This is a genomic window from Enterococcus sp. C76, assembly GCF_040886985.1.
GTDB classification, from domain to species: domain Bacteria; phylum Bacillota; class Bacilli; order Lactobacillales; family Enterococcaceae; genus Enterococcus_B; species Enterococcus_B lactis.
Genome location: NZ_JBFOEY010000012.1, coordinates 1 through 17,435, shown reverse-complemented (window position 1 = coordinate 17,435; position 17,435 = coordinate 1). Strand labels below are relative to the sequence as shown.

The 17,435-nt window shown below is 26.3% G+C and carries 16 protein-coding genes; 2 read left to right on the top strand and 14 right to left on the bottom strand.

All coding sequences use genetic code 11. The annotated features are described in order from the left end of the window. Positions 1 to 667: 667 nt before the first annotated feature. Positions 668 to 1,192: an IbrB-like domain-containing protein gene (locus AB3I00_RS12875; protein ID WP_368025387.1), complete on the bottom strand. Its 525-nt coding sequence runs from the start codon at positions 1,190 to 1,192 to the stop codon at positions 668 to 670. Further along, positions 1,168 to 2,484: a DUF3440 domain-containing protein gene (locus AB3I00_RS12870; RefSeq protein WP_368025386.1), complete on the bottom strand. Its 1,317-nt coding sequence runs from the start codon at positions 2,482 to 2,484 to the stop codon at positions 1,168 to 1,170. The genes AB3I00_RS12875 and AB3I00_RS12870 overlap by 25 nt, the downstream gene beginning before the upstream one ends. Before the next feature lie 429 nt (positions 2,485 to 2,913). Here AB3I00_RS12870 and AB3I00_RS12865 point away from each other — a divergent pair, with 429 nt between their 5' ends. Continuing rightward, positions 2,914 to 4,344: a hypothetical protein gene (locus AB3I00_RS12865; RefSeq protein ID WP_368025385.1), complete on the top strand. Its 1,431-nt coding sequence runs from the start codon at positions 2,914 to 2,916 to the stop codon at positions 4,342 to 4,344. 982 nt (positions 4,345 to 5,326) lie between these two features. Here the strand turns inward: AB3I00_RS12865 and AB3I00_RS12860 are convergent. The 10 genes from AB3I00_RS12860 to wecB form a co-directional block, all read right to left on the bottom strand. Then, entirely contained in the window at positions 5,327 to 6,328 is a 1,002-nt protein-coding gene (locus AB3I00_RS12860; protein ID WP_368025384.1) for a nitroreductase family protein, read from the bottom strand. Between the two features lies 1 nt (position 6,329). Continuing rightward, a complete protein-coding gene (locus AB3I00_RS12855) occupies positions 6,330 to 7,826 on the bottom strand; it encodes an oligosaccharide flippase family protein (RefSeq protein WP_368025383.1) in 1,497 nt (498 codons plus the stop codon). A gap of 3 nt (positions 7,827 to 7,829) precedes the next feature. Further along, a complete protein-coding gene (locus AB3I00_RS12850; protein WP_368025382.1) occupies positions 7,830 to 8,990 on the bottom strand; it encodes a polysaccharide pyruvyl transferase family protein in 1,161 nt (386 codons plus the stop codon). A 28-nt stretch (positions 8,991 to 9,018) separates the two neighbouring features. Further along, positions 9,019 to 9,540, bottom strand: a complete 522-nt coding sequence (locus tag AB3I00_RS12845) for an acyltransferase (protein ID WP_368025381.1) — start codon at positions 9,538 to 9,540, stop codon at positions 9,019 to 9,021. A 4-nt stretch (positions 9,541 to 9,544) separates the two neighbouring features. Continuing rightward, entirely contained in the window at positions 9,545 to 10,615 is a 1,071-nt protein-coding gene (locus AB3I00_RS12840) for a glycosyltransferase family 4 protein (protein WP_368025380.1), read from the bottom strand. Beyond that, the gene (locus AB3I00_RS12835) at positions 10,596 to 11,879 is read right to left on the bottom strand and encodes an O-antigen ligase family protein (RefSeq protein WP_368025378.1); all 1,284 of its coding nucleotides are present in this window, start codon (positions 11,877 to 11,879) and stop codon (positions 10,596 to 10,598) included. The genes AB3I00_RS12840 and AB3I00_RS12835 overlap by 20 nt, the downstream gene beginning before the upstream one ends. Next, the gene (locus AB3I00_RS12830) at positions 11,879 to 12,490 is read right to left on the bottom strand and encodes a hypothetical protein (protein ID WP_368025376.1); all 612 of its coding nucleotides are present in this window, start codon (positions 12,488 to 12,490) and stop codon (positions 11,879 to 11,881) included. The genes AB3I00_RS12835 and AB3I00_RS12830 overlap by 1 nt, the downstream gene beginning before the upstream one ends. Then, positions 12,483 to 13,232: a WecB/TagA/CpsF family glycosyltransferase gene (locus AB3I00_RS12825; RefSeq protein WP_368025375.1), complete on the bottom strand. Its 750-nt coding sequence runs from the start codon at positions 13,230 to 13,232 to the stop codon at positions 12,483 to 12,485. Before AB3I00_RS12825 ends, AB3I00_RS12830 begins: the two co-directional genes overlap by 8 nt. Before the next feature lie 15 nt (positions 13,233 to 13,247). After that, on the bottom strand, positions 13,248 to 13,862 hold the full coding sequence (locus tag AB3I00_RS12820; RefSeq protein WP_368025374.1) for a sugar transferase: 615 nt from the start codon (positions 13,860 to 13,862) through the stop codon (positions 13,248 to 13,250). 68 nt (positions 13,863 to 13,930) lie between these two features. Continuing rightward, positions 13,931 to 15,055 carry a non-hydrolyzing UDP-N-acetylglucosamine 2-epimerase gene (gene wecB, locus AB3I00_RS12815; RefSeq protein WP_368025373.1) on the bottom strand — a complete coding sequence of 375 codons (1,125 nt, stop codon included), beginning with the start codon at positions 15,053 to 15,055 and terminating at the stop codon, positions 13,931 to 13,933. Between the two features lie 159 nt (positions 15,056 to 15,214). On the opposite strand from wecB, the gene AB3I00_RS12810 reads away from it, so the two are divergent. After that, positions 15,215 to 15,346: a hypothetical protein gene (locus tag AB3I00_RS12810; protein WP_368025372.1), complete on the top strand. Its 132-nt coding sequence runs from the start codon at positions 15,215 to 15,217 to the stop codon at positions 15,344 to 15,346. A gap of 59 nt (positions 15,347 to 15,405) precedes the next feature. Here AB3I00_RS12810 and AB3I00_RS12805 read toward each other — a convergent pair whose 3' ends face one another. Both AB3I00_RS12805 and AB3I00_RS12800 read right to left on the bottom strand, forming a co-directional pair. Beyond that, a complete protein-coding gene (locus AB3I00_RS12805) occupies positions 15,406 to 16,797 on the bottom strand; it encodes a helix-turn-helix domain-containing protein (protein ID WP_368025371.1) in 1,392 nt (463 codons plus the stop codon). Position 16,798: 1 nt separating this feature from the next. After that, the gene (locus AB3I00_RS12800) at positions 16,799 to 17,227 is read right to left on the bottom strand and encodes a hypothetical protein (protein WP_368025370.1); all 429 of its coding nucleotides are present in this window, start codon (positions 17,225 to 17,227) and stop codon (positions 16,799 to 16,801) included. Positions 17,228 to 17,435: the final 208 nt, after the last annotated feature.

Below are 17,435 nucleotides of genomic sequence, written 5' to 3'. Positions count from 1 at the left end.
ACTACAAAAAAGTTGCAAGAAAAAATTTGCTTCAGCTTAACAATTTTATTTTAATAACCATTAAGCCAGACATTGCTTTATGAATTATGCAATGACTTTTAAATTTCTTTAAGAAGGTTTTAAATAATAATCAAGACAAAAAGTTAGCTAAAAAATCATCTATCCTTGTAAAAAAAATCAAGTAATATCCATCTAATGGCATTATAAAAATTACTAAATAGCTTATTGACACGTGATTATTCTTCATACATTTTTGTAAAAAATAAAATATAAATCTTTAGATATATTTTTAAATGAAGCATATTATAATTTTTTTGGGTAATGATCCTAACTCTTAAAAAGGGGAAATACAGCAAACACCAACTCTTGCTTTAAAAAATCTTTTTCTATACAACTTGTGATTCATTTCATTACCCAAAGAATCCTTGAAGAATATCCGACCATTACTTCAAGGATTCTTTATTTTTTTCATTTTTCTTTTTAACAAATCAGATGCACAAAATTTTCCAAAAATATAATCACCAAGCTCCATTTTCATATTCAATTGCTAAGATACAGTGATAAATAAAATAAACGCCCCAAACTGCCATGAACTTATATAAAATCGCATATATTAGTAATACAATAGCTTATACTATTTATTCAACATATTAACTACAACCACTTATTATATTTCTTCCCATCCTTTTGAAAATTCACGGTCTTTAAACAAGGAAGCTAAGCCACTAATCTGCTTTAATCGAATCAATTCATTTTTATCCATTCCCATATTTTCCATAATCCATTGATCACTTAACCCTGTTTCTGATAAAGTATGAACAATTTCTACCATACTATCAATTGAATGAGTTCCTCTTGCACGATTATGCCGAATTGAACTTGCTATGCGCTCATTTGTAGGCTTATCAATAGTAACAACAGGAAGTTGATAATTTTCTCTTTCAGCAATCTTCTTTGAATTCTTCATAACCAAAAATCGATGGTATCCATCTACTATTTCGTAAACGTCTTTTTCTTTTGAATAGAAACAAACAATAGGCATGGTATAACCGTCATTTAAAATCGATTGTTCCAATAGCTTCAATTCTACAGGAGCTACAACATTAGGATTGTAATCATTTGCTACTATTTTATCAACTGGTATTTTACGTAAATTATATACTGGACTTAAATAAACTTTGTTTTCTCCCACTTTTTCATAGCCTCCCTTTGCTTTTGTAATTCATCCTTAGTTTGAGAAAACCCCATATAACGACAGGAGGTATCATTTTTCAGAATAGTGATACACATCCTTTTATAAGAAGGAACTAAGCGAAAAGACTTTATATTTACTTCATCTGGATATTTTTTGAAGCGAATTAGTCTATATTCTTGTTTATATTTTCTATTATTTTTTGGAAAACCAAGATTTTGAAAATCTATAGTCGTTTTTTCTAATTCTACTACTACACTGAGTGGTAGGGCACCTCCTTTATTTAACCAATATTCTTTTGATGAATTAAATTTTTTTAAATAAATAGCACGTATATGACACGGTAAAGTCTGTAAAAGAAAATTAACATAAGATTTCCAAGTATGCCCATTCGGTAATAATACTTGTCGATAACCAACTGCCTTAGTCCCCCCATAAATAGCCGCAAAATTTGCTCCATTAACACGCCCTAATAACTTTCCCCATGTGCAAGGTTCAATCTCTCTATAAAGTTTTAAAGCATGTACACCACAATCATGAAAAGGATTAGCTACACGCATTTCACGTAAAGAAACTCCTGCTTGATAATATAAATCATATAATTTATTATAATCCCATTCAAATTTCCCATAAGCGGTCCATATATCTTCAATTTTCCAATCATAAAGTGGATAGAAATTAAAAATATTATGATAAACCCGTTTACTATAAGAAATTTCTCCAAACATCGTAAAAGTATTTTTTCTAGTTACTGTATGATATCTATTCAAACTTTCCTGTGCACGTATACCTATCAATACAGCAGTAAGTTTGGCTTTATTTTTTTCATGTAACCATTTACTAAACTTTTGTTGAAATATATAATCTTTCATTCCAAACTTAAAAAAAGAAAATTCATGATTCTTCAAATTTATACTTTGATAAGGAAGTACATTTACCCAGATATTTTCTTCTTCTGGATTCCAAGGAATCCAACTTGAATGATACATTGAAATACCACAAGAAGCAGATAATGGTAAACAAATGTGATAATAATCAAATTCAGAATATTTTCCCATACAACGTTTTACATAGTTTAAAGTATGTTCATAACCACCTTCATAATCAATATGATAAACAGACACCTTTCGTTCACATTTATTTTCTGTATAGTACTGATAGACTAATTCAAGTAATAGACCAGAATCTTTTCCACCAAAAAAAGCTACAATTATATTATCAAACTTTGTAAAAATATAATTTAACCGTTCTTTAACCAACTCATATACATTTTTTCTTAAGATTTTCTTCATTTTTTACCTCTACCGTCTATATTGTAAGGCATGATATCATAATTTCTTTTATTCTATATCTTCATATCTTTTTTATTAAAAAAAAAAGATAAAGAATCTTAAAGCAAGAGGAAAAATTTTTTTACTTTACTATATTTTAAATTTTTATAGAAATTAACCAAAAAAAATTTGATATTCTAAACAAGAAGAATATTGATATTCTTCAAAAGTTATCAAACTTTTCTTTCTGATTTTCTTCCATAATTTAGAAAGAACCCTACAATTCTTTTCTTTTTCAAGGCTGCTCGAAAGAGCAGTCTTTGATTATATTATGTATAGTAATGTTTAAAATTTTAATTTTTTTCAAAAAACGTTCTATATTAATTGAAAAAGCTAATTAAATACATATAAAATTCTTTTACAATAAATTAAATTGAAAGGCATGGAATTATGGAAAAATTTGTTGAGGAAAAGTATATCGAAGAACATATATTGAGAAAAAAAGCTATTTTTGATTTTTTAATCTACAATCAGAAGGGGACCATAAAACAAATTAGCAATTTATTGAATACTACTCATACAACAATATACAAAGAAATTAACCAAATTACTTCTCTTTCCAACCAAGTAGTCGAATTAAAACAAGGAACTATTTATTTACATATAACTCAAGAAAAAGAAATAAAAAATTTTTATCAAAAACTATACAAAGAATCTGATTTTTTATCTCTTCTATTTTTTTATCTAACAAATACAAATGAAAAAGTAATTGAAACTAGTCAATTTCCTATTTCAAGATCAAAATTTTATACAGTAAAAATGAAAATAAAAAAATTTTGTAAAATAAACGACTTAGAATTAAAAAATAAAAGAATAATAGGAAGTTACTTAAAAATAAATTGGATTAAGTCCATAATGAGCATTAAATATGGATTTAATTATTATCCTAAAAATAATTTGATTTATCATGAAGTAAAAAATTTTACCCGTTCTATTAATACAATAGACAATTGTTACCTAACGAATATAGAACTAGAAATTTATTTTCACCACCTTATTTATATTTTCAATAATCAAAATCAATTAACACTTACTATTAATGAAAAAGAAATACTGTCTTGTATTGTTATGATTCCGCCAAAATTAGAGAACTCCTTAAAGAATCTTATAAATAAATTATCGAAGAAAAAGAAACAAGAAATATTAAATTATGCAACATTATGTTTTTTCTTTCTAAATACACATGCTTTTTCTCCAAAAATAACATGTGATTACAAAAAAGTAATATACAATTTATTTATTAAAGCGCCAGTTATAAACGATTTAATAAATAGGATCGAAGAACATTTAGAAATAAATCTAAAAAATAATGAATTGGCTTTAAACATATTATTTAATCATATAAAGCTTTATTGTATGAATTGGAACATGTTTTTTTCTTTGGATTATTTAGAAGACGACGACATGGAAGATTTTAATTCAGAATTGTTAGAAATTTTTTTAAATTGGAAAAATAAATATGACTTACCATTATATTTTTCGCCTATTTTAGTTAACAATTTATATAGAAAACTGTTAAATACGGCAAATATAAGAAAAGAACCAAGGTTATTTATTTATACAGATTCTTGGATAAAATATATAGAAATTAGTAATTTTTTAAAAGAAAACATTCCCATAAAATTATCATTAATCGAATATTGGATAAGTTCTAGTTCAGAACTAATAAGCCAATGTCATCCTAATGACATAGTAATTTTTGATAATATAGAGTATTTCTATTCAGTTAATCATGAACATATATATTATATTTCTTCTATTCAAAAAGAAAATCTAACCAATTTAACAGAAAAAATTGTCAAACATTTATGTTCTATATAAAAGAGAGTGGGACAATAGTCCTTTCTCCAAAAGAAAGCAAGTTCTATTTTTATTGTTAATTTCAAAATAGGACTTGTTTTTTCTTCTTTACATCTATTCCTCTCCTTGAATTTCTCTAATTTTCTCAAATTTAATCCCACAAGTAGCAATCTTGAATTCTTTATTTCCCTCGTAAGTAGAAACATTGGAACACCAAATTGTACAAACACTGGTTCGACGTCAATTTCGATCACTCTTATCTTTTCTTCGAGTATATCGCTTGAAGAGAACTGCATATAATCGTCTTTCATTCGCATAAAGGTAGCATCTGTATCTTTTTTAGAAAAATATTTCGCTCTTGAAAAAGACGATTATAAATTTCATGGTTTTCTTGGTAAATAATCAGCTTGTATTTTGCGTAAATATCTTTTTCAGGTTCTTCTTTTTTCCTTAATTTATAAATGGTCTAATAAAATTCGGTCACTTTACTTATCCAAACACGATTCGTCGCTTTACGCTAAACGAAAATTAATTTGTTGCCATCTACTTCAATTTTTGTACCATTAATATCACTTCATTATCAATCACCTGATTGGTGATCAATTGACGATGAAATGGTTATCCAACCAACGCATACGATAGCTGTCATCTAATACTTCCGACCAGAAAAATCACGCTATGTATAAAAATATAAAATAATTTTTTAACATCACGGTGGTAGAGCGGTCTACCTAGTGGATCTTCTAATTCAAGAAAGAATATTTGTGGCATTGATTCGAATAAATCGTTAACCGCAAAAGCGACATCTGTTTTAGGAATATATTATTCCATATATAATGGAATGGTAAAGCTATTTGGTTAATGATATAATTTTGATGAATGCTTTTTGTGTACCTTAAAATCAAAAAAAGCGGGACAACAATTAGATTTTTTCTGACTATTGTCCCACTCTCTTTTATATAGAAAAATTTTATTTAATCAAAATACACTTAATACACGACTTCTAAAAATACTTAGTTATTTGATTACTCTTTAATCTATAAGATTTAGGCACCCTATACTGTTTCTTAAAATTTCCCACAGAAATATACATAATTAAGTTCTCATAATTCTCAATGTTCAATAGTTTTCTAGTTACTATTTCTCTTTTCGGATCAAACATAGTATTTAGGGCACAAGCAGCTAAGTTTTCATATTCTAATGCATATAAAAGCGACATCGCGAATATTCCTCCATCTATATATACCTGATTCCTCTCTAATACGTCAATAAAATATCTTGTATCTGTAGTTATTAATAATAAACAGGGAGGTAGATTATAACCATTAAATCCACCTTGAACCTTTAAAGCTTTCTCGATTAAAGATTTATTCCTAATAACACGTATCCGTGCGCTCTGTCTGTTACAAACGGAAGGAGACTTAGTTGCAATTTCAATGGCCTCATTAATCTTTTGCAAATCTACTTCTGAATCACAATAATCTCTAACGCTACTTCTATTCAATGCTAATTCTTTAAAATTTTTAAAATTATTTTTTTGTAAATGGTCACCCAAAATATACTTAACTCCCCCTGTACCATTATCATCTAGCCAATAAATATCATTAAATTCTTTAACGTTAATAATTTTAGAAATATCAAATTGTTGTAATTGATGAACACAGATGTATTGATTCAATATCGATAAAGAATTTAAATAAACCGAATCATCCAAATCGTAATCTAATTTATGATACAGTTTAACTAATCTGTATAACTCAGGAAGTACCTTTTTACCAAATCCATAACGTATTTTCTCTCTTGATAAACCTTTTTCAATCGAATGGCTAAAAAAAAGTAGTCGAGCTTTTAGTTTTTCTTTATCCGATGAGCTATTTCTTGAAAAATTTTTCAAAAATCGTTTTTTATCCATTTTAAATAATGTAAAACTTCTGACTACATTTCGTACTTTTTTTAACTTTTCTAAAAAGAAATATGGAAAAAATTCTTTTATTGAACAATGCATACTATTCCCTCTTTCCTTTAATCAAATTCAAGTTCTGAAAACTACTAGGAATAAATAAAAAAACTAAAAAAACATATACTATACAATAAATACTCCCTACTACTAAAAATGAAAAACTAGTTTGTACTTGAATCCATTTCCCAACAAAATTATTTAATGCTATTATTACTGTAAAAGGAATTAAACTTGGAATCACAGCAAACCAAAATTTTTTCATATTTAACTCCATTTTTTTTTGATAATAATAATTCATGACGATTCCGTAACCGAAAATTAAAATAAAAATATAGCCTACAGTAGCTCCTTCTATTCCGACTATTTCCACAGAAAAAAAAGTGATTACGATGTTTAAAAAAGAAAATATTGTTAAAACGATTGAACGGAAAAAATGTTTGTTTCTTGCTTGCTGAATTTCAATAGCAATATTTTGCGATAAAGGTATTAACAATGGAATCATAATAGATATTAAGAGATAATATGCTTTTTCAAATCCTTCTCCTAACCACAAATAAAGAAAATATTTTCCTAAAATGATAAAACCACCTAAAAAAAAGCCTATAAGCAAAAGCTGATATCTACCAATTTTAATCATCAATTGAACTAACAATTCACTATTATCTGACAAATGAACTAATCGATTTACTTTAGGTATAAAAATTGTCGTTAATACTTGAGAAAATGTTAAGAATAAAGCCTTTAATTGATTAACAATTGAATATACAGCAACTTCAGATGTTCCCATTGATTTCCCTAATATAAAGATTGGAGCATTGTCATTTATTTGATTAAATAACTGGTTAAGAAAGATAAAAAAAGAAAAACAAGTAATTTCTTTTATAAAAGAAAATTCCAAATTTTTAAAAATAAAATTCATAGATATCTTTTTAATACAAAAATAAAAATTTGCAAACAAACTAATAAAATTGATTATCGTCTGAATTACTATAATAAATTCAACATTTACATGGAAAAAATATATAAATATAAAAGTTAAAATAGGCAAACTAACAAACTGAAATATTTGTCTATTTTGTTGAAAAATAAACTGTTCATTCGCTAAAATATTAGCTTCAAATGGTGTTCCTATAAATGTTAAAATAACATTTAACATCATTAAAAACATCATTTTTTTTAATCGATTTTCCTCAGCTACAGAAAATGATGCTAAAAAATAACTGCTATTACATAATAAAATTATTCCACAAAATATAGCAAATAAAGAAATAACTAAAAACATCAAGACATAAGTTCCATTTAATTTATTAAGTTTAATTTTTTCTTTTTTTGTGGAAAATACAGTAAAAAATTTTATATAAGCAGAAGAGAATCCTAAATTAAGCAAAGATAAATTACTTATGATAGAATTAGCAAGTTGGTAAAGCCCGTAATCATTTTTACTAAAAGACCTTAATAGCAATTGCGTAAAAACTAACATAGAAATATTTTTTACGATAACCGTAAAATAAGATAATATAATTCCTTTTCTTATGCGTGTCATTATCTATTTGTCCTTATTACACTCATCATTTAAAATATTGTCAAAAATAAGTTTTCTACCACGAACTCTTTCCTTTTTTAATATTTCCGTAGAAATAGCAAAATTAAACAAATCTTCTTTTTCTTTAATATTATCTCCTAAAGAAACAATTGCTTGCTCCATTTTAAAATGACTTAGCAAACTTTCAATTCTAGTATAAGTTCCTTTATTATCTGTTCGCTTGTACACAAAAAAAGGAGTATTCATAATAATAGAGAAAACACTGCCATGAAAAGAATCTGTAAAAACATACTGAGCTCGATAAATCAATTCGACGAATTTAGATGGATTGGGTGTAATTCTACCTTCTCCAAAGGTATCTCCCATCACATGAATTATTGACAATTGTTTTTCTTTAGCAATTTTTTTTATTTCTTTATAAATTTCTGGAGATATTTCACTAACAAAATAAATCAATAAAAATGAATCTTTTCCTTCATCTACAATATTTAATTTTTGACACCACTCTTCCTTATTTAGTAAGAGTGTTGGATCTGGAGCAACATCTATTTTTTTCCCTAACATTTTTTCCAATAAAACACTGCCAGACTGTTCTCTAACTGAAATATAATTCATATTACTTAAATTTTTTTTGTAATGTTCTCTTAAATAAATAGGATATTCTGGCATATTTTCAACACCAATACTAGCAGCATAACTGAATCTTTTTTCTCTAGATACAAAACTCAAAAAATGGGTAGTATCAAATTCAATAATATTAGGATTCCAAACCTGATCACTACCTACAATAAATAGATTATAATCTCTTTTTAAATCTTCTAATTCCTTTTTTGTTGTATAAATTGTACGAATGTTGCTTTCGGTAAAAAGTCTTATAGTTTCATATTTTAACTTTTTCATTTTTTTATAATTCTTTCTTCTTTTAAAACTTGATAAAGTTATTTTAGAAGCATTTTTCTTCAAAATATAATTTACATCTCTTATATTTTTTATCTCCCCTCCAAAGCAAAACTCTTTTTTTAATTTATCAAATTTACTCGTTTTAATAACAATTGTATCTGCAGTTACACCAAAACCTTGCAATACTTTTTGTAAAGCAAAATTTTGCAATCTATTTCCATAATTGAATTCTCCATTCAATGTAATAATTCCTACTCTTAACAAAGATATACCCCTTCTCTATTTTCTAAACCTATCTATATCTAATAATTTTTGCTGGATTACCTCCTAAAATAACATTTTCTGGATATTTTTTACCAGGTACTACAGTACCTGCTGCAATAACTGTCCCTTTACCAATAACTGCTCCTGGTAAAATAATCACTCTCGCTCCAATCCAAACATCGTCATTAATAATTACTTTCTTTTGTTCTATCCCTCCTTCAATTAGCTTTAATTCACTCGAAGGAATAGAATGATTTTGAGTAAAAATCATTACTTCGGGACCAATCATGACATCTTTCCCAATTTCTAATCCCCCAGAAGCTACAATCACATTTCTATCACCTATAGATGATCTTTCATCTATGGAAATTTGTCCTAAATATGAAAGTTTTAACCTTGGTCGAATAACAGCATCTTGCCCTACAAAACAAAATATTTTTTTGCAAATTAATTCCCTTATTTTTTGATAATAATCAGCAATTTTTCCTAACCTATAAGGAACAAAGAAGAAATTAGTTAAGTAAAAAAATAAATAATAAATAAATTTCAATATACTACCTCTCTATAGAAATTTCTGATATTTTTTTAATTAATCTCTGATTAACTATTTTACTATCATATTTTTTTGCTGTTTCAATCGCATACTGAGACAATCTATTTTTTTCTTTATCAGATAATTTTCTATATTTTTCTATCTTTTCTTCTATATCTTTTTGATTACCAGGCCGAACAAAATATCCATTTTTTCCATCTTCTAAATAAGTTTGTATTCCTCCTAATTTACTTCCAATCACAGGAGTCCCACAAGCCATTGATTCTAATCCTACCAACCCTAAACTTTCTCCTGCTCTAGTACTAGGAAAAATAAAAACATCAATTTTTGAATATATTTCCACTAACTCTATCTGAGTTAAACAATTATATTTTTCAACATATTCTTCTAAATTCAATTTTTTTATTAAATCTAACGCTTCCTTATTCTGAGCCCCATCTCCTACCATGATTAATTTTAAATCATGATTTCTATGAACCAGTTGTTGAAGCGCATAAAGTAAAGTATCCCATCCTTTTTCTTTATCAATTCTACTTACATAGCCAATTGTAAAGAATTCATTTTTTCTCTTATTTTTTCTATCATTAAAAATGTTAAAGTCAATTCCAGCTGATGGTGAAATCCAAATAGGAACAGATTTTCCGTATTTTTCTATAACCACTTCTTCAAAATATTTTGAAGGTACCACAACTAAATCGGCTATATCGATTAAGTATTTAGTAAAAAAATTTGTTTTTTCCTCTAATTTTTTCTCTGGTGTAACATCACTACCATGAACATTCACTATTAACTTTGTCCTTTTGTTAAACAAATTCCCAAACAAAATTGGAGGCGCATTATATCCTGCATAATGAACATATATAAGATCATATTTACCAAATGTATAATTTTTAAAAATTTTAATGTAGAAAACTATATAATTAATAATCTTAACAACCATATTCGGAGTTTTTTTCAGGTATATAATATCAGCCTTTTCTGAAGAAGATAATTGTTCGTAAAAATTTTTAACAAATACTCCATAATTAGGATACTTCTCTGATGGATACATATTAGAAACTACTAATATCATTTATTAACCTCATTTCATCTTTTTCATCAGGTATATATACATAACTTAAGCAAATAGCCAATACAGTTACAGTCATTGAATTTACAATAATGTGACCACCTATAAAACTATATATAAAAAAAACTAATAATATGCTTTTCATATCATAACTTTTTGAATAAAAAACTGATACTATAGCATTTTTAAAAAATGCTATGTATGAAATAAAACCAATAATCCCATATGAAAAATAAAAATCGAACCAATCCATTTCTACAATACTTCTCTTAACTGTACTTTGACCAAATGGCGCTGCATAACCAGCCCCAAATAAGTTTATAAAAAAAGTATTATTTGAAACATCAATTTCCTGTAAAGATTCAAATAAATAAGTAAATCTATTACTAGTAATCACGCCCATCAACTCATTTTTATAATAAAAATAATCCAATCGATTTACTATTCCTATAAGTAAATCATTTAAAAATATCCAAATTATAAAAATAAAAGATATCAAAAATATTATTATCCTCCTTTTCTTTCTTATTGTAATTTGTTTTGATAAAACTATTTCGATACATAAAAAAATTGATGCTACGATTGCTAATAAAATTCCTAATTTAGTTGCAGTCAAAAATAAAGTAAAAACTAACAATACATATAATATAAATTCGATTATTGCCTCCTTTTGGCTTCTGTATAAATCAACGATTCTATGTTTAATAAAAAAAACACATGCACCTAAAATGGCAACCACTGAATTAAGTTCAATAAAATATCCTTTAACACCTAAACCTTCTCCATGAGAAATACATGTGGTTAACCCATTTGTTTCAAAATCATAACTAAAATATCCCAAATCAAATATATAAGGTACTATTATTAAAATGCTATATAAAAAACTATAGACATAAATCATCTTTTCTAAATCGCTCTTATAAAAATCTCCATTTACAAGTAAAATTTTAAAAAACAGAAAATACACTGGACATAACAAAATTCTCAAGATACTTTTTATATCTAATAATAGAAAATTTTCACTCTTATGAAAAAATAGAAATTGTATCAACGTAATCATAAAAAAAAGAATCATCAAAATCATTAAATTAAATATTTCATTGTAATAATTCTTTTTATGGACAATAAAATATACTAATATTAAACCTGTTATTAAAAAACGATAAATATTTGCAATGCCAAATCCCAAAAAATAGCCATTCATAGATTCAAAAAAAGGCATCAAAAAAAAAAGAAATAAAACTATTTTGATATATTTATTTCTCACTACTTACTTCTCCTTATTGCATGTTTTCCTTTTTTAGTATTTCTTTTAATATAAATAACAATTAAAATACATGTCATAAAATATAAAGCATTAAAACATACAAAAATTACCGTGGTACTTAATCTTATTGTCTGGGTCACAAATGGTGAACTCAAAACTACTAACTCACAGCGTGGAAATAATTTAGTCCCTTCAACACAAAATTCCTCTTGCATAACATTAGCTAACTTCATCCCAATTATTTTGTCACTAAAAGTTTGCTGTAATGTTATTACCTGCGACGTAGTTGAATATATAACTTTTAAATTCGCCTTAACTTGTCCTATTTTTTGATATTTGTCACTATCAAGTTTGTCAATAACTTTCTTTAAAAAACTAGGACTATATACCATCAAATTATAATTTTCGTTATATTTTAACAAATCCATTTTTTTTACTTCGTCTTCTTCATTATCTATTTTGGGATTTATCACAACTTGACTCTGTATTACATATTTTTTTGGAAATGCATCACTCTTTTCAAAAACTAACGTAGTCACTAAGGCAGTAATACTTGAAAAAAATGCGATTAACACAAAATATTTTAGGATCCAACTAATATATCTATTCATCTTGTCCTCTCACTTGTTTGAGTTTTTCTTCAAATGTGAAATAAATAAATTTCATATTCCCTATAAAATAACGTTTTATTAAGCGACGTGGCTCTTGAATCAAACGAAATAACCATTCCAAATTACACTTTTGCATATAATAAGGTGCTCTTTTTATTTCTCCAGATAAAACATCGAAACTTCCTCCTACTCCCATAAAAACTGAATTAACACCTTTATTTATAAAATAATCAATGACATACTCTTTTTTAGGTGAAGTTATTCCTACAAATACTAACTGTGGTCTAATTTTTTTCAATTCACTTCCTATCTCTTCCCATTCTTTTTTAGTAAAATATCCATTTCTAAATCCTTTGATTTTTAAATTAGGATATTTTTTTCTTATTTTTTCTTCTAATTTATTTAAAACATATTCACTAGCGCCTAAAAAATATACAGTAAAATTTTTTTCTTCGGATAACTTTAATAGTTCAACCATTAAATCTATTCCAGCTACTCTTTCTTTGATTACTTTTTTTAAAATAACAGATGCTAAAACCACTGAAACCCCATCAGCATGAACTATATCTGCAGAATTAACAATTCTTTTCAATTTTTTATTCTTCTTGATATCCACTATTTTTTCTGCATTAATGCCTAAAACGTGTGTAGGCTCTGAACAATAAATTTTAGATTCTATTAACTCAACAAAGTCCTTCATCTTCAAATTATAAACATCAATATCAAATATAGTTTGCTTCAATTTTTAACCTCCTCCTTAATAAGCTCCTTCTCCTGTAATTATTACTTTTATAGTTTTTAAAACAATCATTAAGTCATCGAATAAATTAATATTTTCTACATACTTCAAATCTAATTCAATCATAGAATCAAAAGGCAAATTACTACGCCCACTGACTTGCCACAAACCTGAGCATCCAGGTTTTACATTTAACCTTTTTTTTTCCTCATTAGTATATTGAACTACTTCTTCTGGTAATCCCGGTCTTGGACCTACTAAGCTCATGTCCCCCTTAATAACATTCCACAATTGAGGTAATTCATCTATACTACTTCTCCTTAGATGTTTTCCAATAGTCGTTATTCTAGGATCTTTTTTTATCTTAAACATACACTTTTTTTCATTTGCTTCTTCTAAAAAAGATTTCATTTCTTTAGCGTTTTGACACATTGTTCGAAATTTGTACATCCTGAATGGAATACCATTTTCTCCAATACGTATTTGAGAAAAAAAAACAGGACCGGGAGAATCTAATTTAATCAACAAAGAAGTAATTAAAAACAAAGGAAGTAATAATACTCCAATTAATAATGACAACAAAATATCCAGAAATCTCTTTACATAACAATAGTAAAATCTAGAAGTATCCATACTTATTCCCCCTACTTACATACCTCACGTTAAAAATAAAAAATTATAATAACACATTTAATTATTGACTACTGTTTTATATTATCGCTTGAGGATAATTGTTTAGCTAAAATTTCCAATATTTTCTGACTAGCCTTTCCATCTCCATAAATTTTTCGTTTACTAATTTCAAATTTCAAAGAATTATTGATATATTTTTTTATTTCTCTATAAACAACTTCTTCTTTTGTTCCAATTAACCTTAAACAACCAGATTCTAATCCTTCAATACGTTCAGTAGTATCTCTTAAAACAAAAACTGGAATTCCAAAATATGATGCTTCCTCCTGAATTCCTCCTGAATCAGTCAATACAAAATCACATCGTGCCATAATATTATGAAAATCTATAACATTCATTGGCTCAACTAAATGTACATTTGAGACCCCATTAAATTCCATAATAGCTATTTCTTTAACAATAGGATTACTGTGAACAGGAAATAAAAATTTGAAATTCATATGCTCACTCGCTATTTTTTTTATTGCTTTAAATACTTGATGCATAGGATCACCTAAATTCTCCCTTCTATGCATCGTGAGCAAGACTATTTTCTCGTTCTGTTTTAAATTATTTAAAACGGGATGGTAATAATTATTCTGTACGGTATGCATTAGGGAATCTATAATCGTATTACCTGTTACAAAAATATTTTTCTCATCACAGTTTTCATTAACTAAATTTATTTTACTTGTTAAAGTCGGAGCAAAATAATAATCACTTATCATATCAACAAATTTTCGATTTACTTCTTCTGGAAAAGGGGAAAATTTGTTTCCAGATCTTAAGCCAGATTCAACATGCCCTATTTTTATACGTAAATAAAAAGCCGCTAAAGCACTAGCAAAAGCTGTTGTCGTATCCCCATGTACTAAAACAATATCTGGATATTCTTTTTTCAATATAGGAGTTAAATTTTCAAGAATATCCGAAGTTAAACCTGCTAAATCTTGTTTTTTCGTCATCAAATCCAAATCATAGTTCGGTTCTATTTGAAACAAATTTAATACTTCATCAAGCATTTGCCTATGTTGAGCTGTTAATACCAATATCGAAGAAAAACGTTTATCCTTTTCTAATTGTTTTATTACTGGCGCCATCTTTATAGCTTCTGGTCTTGTTCCTACAACCGTCAACACTTTAATTTTATTCAATTTTAATTAACTCTTTCCTTTCCTTAAAATCAAAATTCTTTTTTCTTTAATTTAAACAAATAAAATAGCTAAAAAATCCAAGCTAAAAAAATGAAATATGAATTTTTTTAGACAATAAAAATTTAAAATTCAATATAATTTATTTTGGAGGAAAGAAAAATGAAATATAAAACAATATATGGACTATTGATTGAAGGTAATATTACCCATTCAAATTATAAAAACATCGTGATCGTTACAACAACATGTGGTTATCCACATGTTGTAAAAAAGAAAGATATCAATTCATGACATACATAATAATTATGAATAAAACACAGCATAGAATCCTATGCTGTGTTTCCTATTATTTAGTTTGCTATAAAAGTTAGTAAACTCTTGTTCAATTGAAATATCTCTCTATTATCTAGAGGAGTTTTCAAATAAACAGTATTTTTTTTCTTTAGCCATTCTTTATTACAATGTTCTAACTTAGCAACTATAACATGATTACAACTATTGAATATTGGAGATTCATTTAAATTTAACGCCCAAAAATCTACAATTTCAGAGTCAATCTTTACATAACTTAATAAAAATTGATATATTTCTATATATTCTAAAAAAGACTCACTATAAATACACAATTTTAACTTGTTTTCTTTTTTTAGAATTATATTTAACTTATTTCCTAAATATTTTATACATTCAGTATCAATACTAAAATCTACAGGACCTCTAACTTCCTTCCAATTGACAAATAAATTGATTAGTTCTATATATAAATCATAAGATATAAATAATTCTTCTTTACTCAACAAAAAATCTGATATCTCCAAATCCAAGCACTTTACACAATTAAAAAAAACTCCCAAAAACACCTCACTTCCTATTAATTTTTCGCCAAATTTTACCTCAAAAACTGACAAAAGACTTTGAATAATAGGGAGGGATTTTATTTCTAATAACCAATTATCATTTCGTACAGGTGGATAATAAATATTTGCACTTATAATCTTATAAAAAAACCTTACTAATTCATCATTACCAGATTTATCCAATTTCCATAAATCTGACAACATATTGAAAACTCTATTTTCTTCTCTAGGAATTTCAAGTTTTTCAAAAATAAAATTTGCCATTTTTTTTTCTACTAAAGAATACATATTTTTAGCCTGTATAATACATAGTACTACTCTTGAATATATTTTTTTCTCGTAAAAAGATAAAAAAACAAAATTTGCAACTATTTCTTCAACATGGTTCAAATAAATCTCCTTCAAAAAAGCTGGAATACAATCTATTCCATAATCTATTTCTAATTTAGAAGCCAAAAGAACTCGCTTCACTAATTCGTTTTCATTAATTTTTACTTCTCTAAAATACTGTTCTACTTTCTTTTTTTCTGCATATATTTTGGCTCTAGAACAATAACTTTGATCTACATATTCTTTAAATGGGATTTTCTTGTCTATTACCATAAATCCCAACACATTTAAAAAATCTGATTGTCTATAAATTTGATGTGCTGCTGTGTTGTAGTCAACTTTAATTTCTTTAACAATCATTATGTTTTTCTTAACTTGAACATTTATTTGATTTCCAAAAACTAACTGTATTTGTGAAAAATCTTTAAAAAAAGTTGGCTTGGTTATTTGCAAATACTCAATCAACTCGTTAATTTTTATTTCCTTTTCCTTAAAAATTTTTTCTATTATATAAATTTTCCTTAATATATTTTTTTCTATATATTTTAAAAGCACTTTAATCCCTCTTCACATATTTTTTATAGTAATTAGCTAAAAAACTAACTCTATAAAAATCATCTGCATAATAAGAAACCATTTCAAAATATTCACTAAATACATAAGGCTGATTCTTTTTCATAAGATTATCAACACTAAATTCTTCATCTATTCCAAAATTTTCATATACTAAACATTCTATAATCGAAATAATCTTAGCTTCAATCACCAATAAAGTGACCATTGACTGCAAAACATCATCTGTATCTTTCAATACCTTTATTCCTTCTTGTCTATATTTTTTTATCCGGTTCATAAATAAAGGTAATTTCTCCAGAAATAATTTTTTCTGTACAAAATAGTCTACTTTCGAAACTTCTTCTTCAAGGAATTTAAAATGCAATTGTTTTATTTTTTCTTCTATAATTCTTAAATCCATCCACTGCATCTAAACATCTCCTATCGTTGTTTTACTCACTTTCATTAAAATGTTAGAACACTAAAAATACTTTTTAGTCTGCTAAAATTTATTTTTTTGATTTTTATTTTGTACACAATATTTATGTAAGTGAACTTAGTTATTCGTAATCATACACAAAAAGAGTTCAAAAAATGAACCCTTTTTGTGTGTTTACGTCATTTTAGGTGATCAAAAC

Bases quoted from the DNA above. Each gene is read 5' to 3' on its own strand.
- AB3I00_RS12840 (WP_368025380.1), bottom strand. From the start codon at position 10,615: ATGATATTAGTAGTTTCTAATATGTATCCATCAGAGAAGTATCCTAAT.
- AB3I00_RS12820 (WP_368025374.1), bottom strand. From the start codon at position 13,862: ATGGATACTTCTAGATTTTACTATTGTTATGTAAAGAGATTTCTGGAT.
- AB3I00_RS12830 (WP_368025376.1), bottom strand. From the start codon at position 12,490: ATGAATAGATATATTAGTTGGATCCTAAAATATTTTGTGTTAATCGCA.
- AB3I00_RS12855 (WP_368025383.1), bottom strand. From the start codon at position 7,826: ATGACACGCATAAGAAAAGGAATTATATTATCTTATTTTACGGTTATC.
- AB3I00_RS12870 (WP_368025386.1), bottom strand. From the start codon at position 2,484: ATGAAGAAAATCTTAAGAAAAAATGTATATGAGTTGGTTAAAGAACGG.
- AB3I00_RS12865 (WP_368025385.1), top strand. From the start codon at position 2,914: ATGGAAAAATTTGTTGAGGAAAAGTATATCGAAGAACATATATTGAGA.
- AB3I00_RS12860 (WP_368025384.1), bottom strand. From the start codon at position 6,328: ATGCATTGTTCAATAAAAGAATTTTTTCCATATTTCTTTTTAGAAAAG.
- AB3I00_RS12810 (WP_368025372.1), top strand. From the start codon at position 15,215: ATGAAATATAAAACAATATATGGACTATTGATTGAAGGTAATATTACC.
- AB3I00_RS12800 (WP_368025370.1), bottom strand. From the start codon at position 17,227: ATGCAGTGGATGGATTTAAGAATTATAGAAGAAAAAATAAAACAATTG.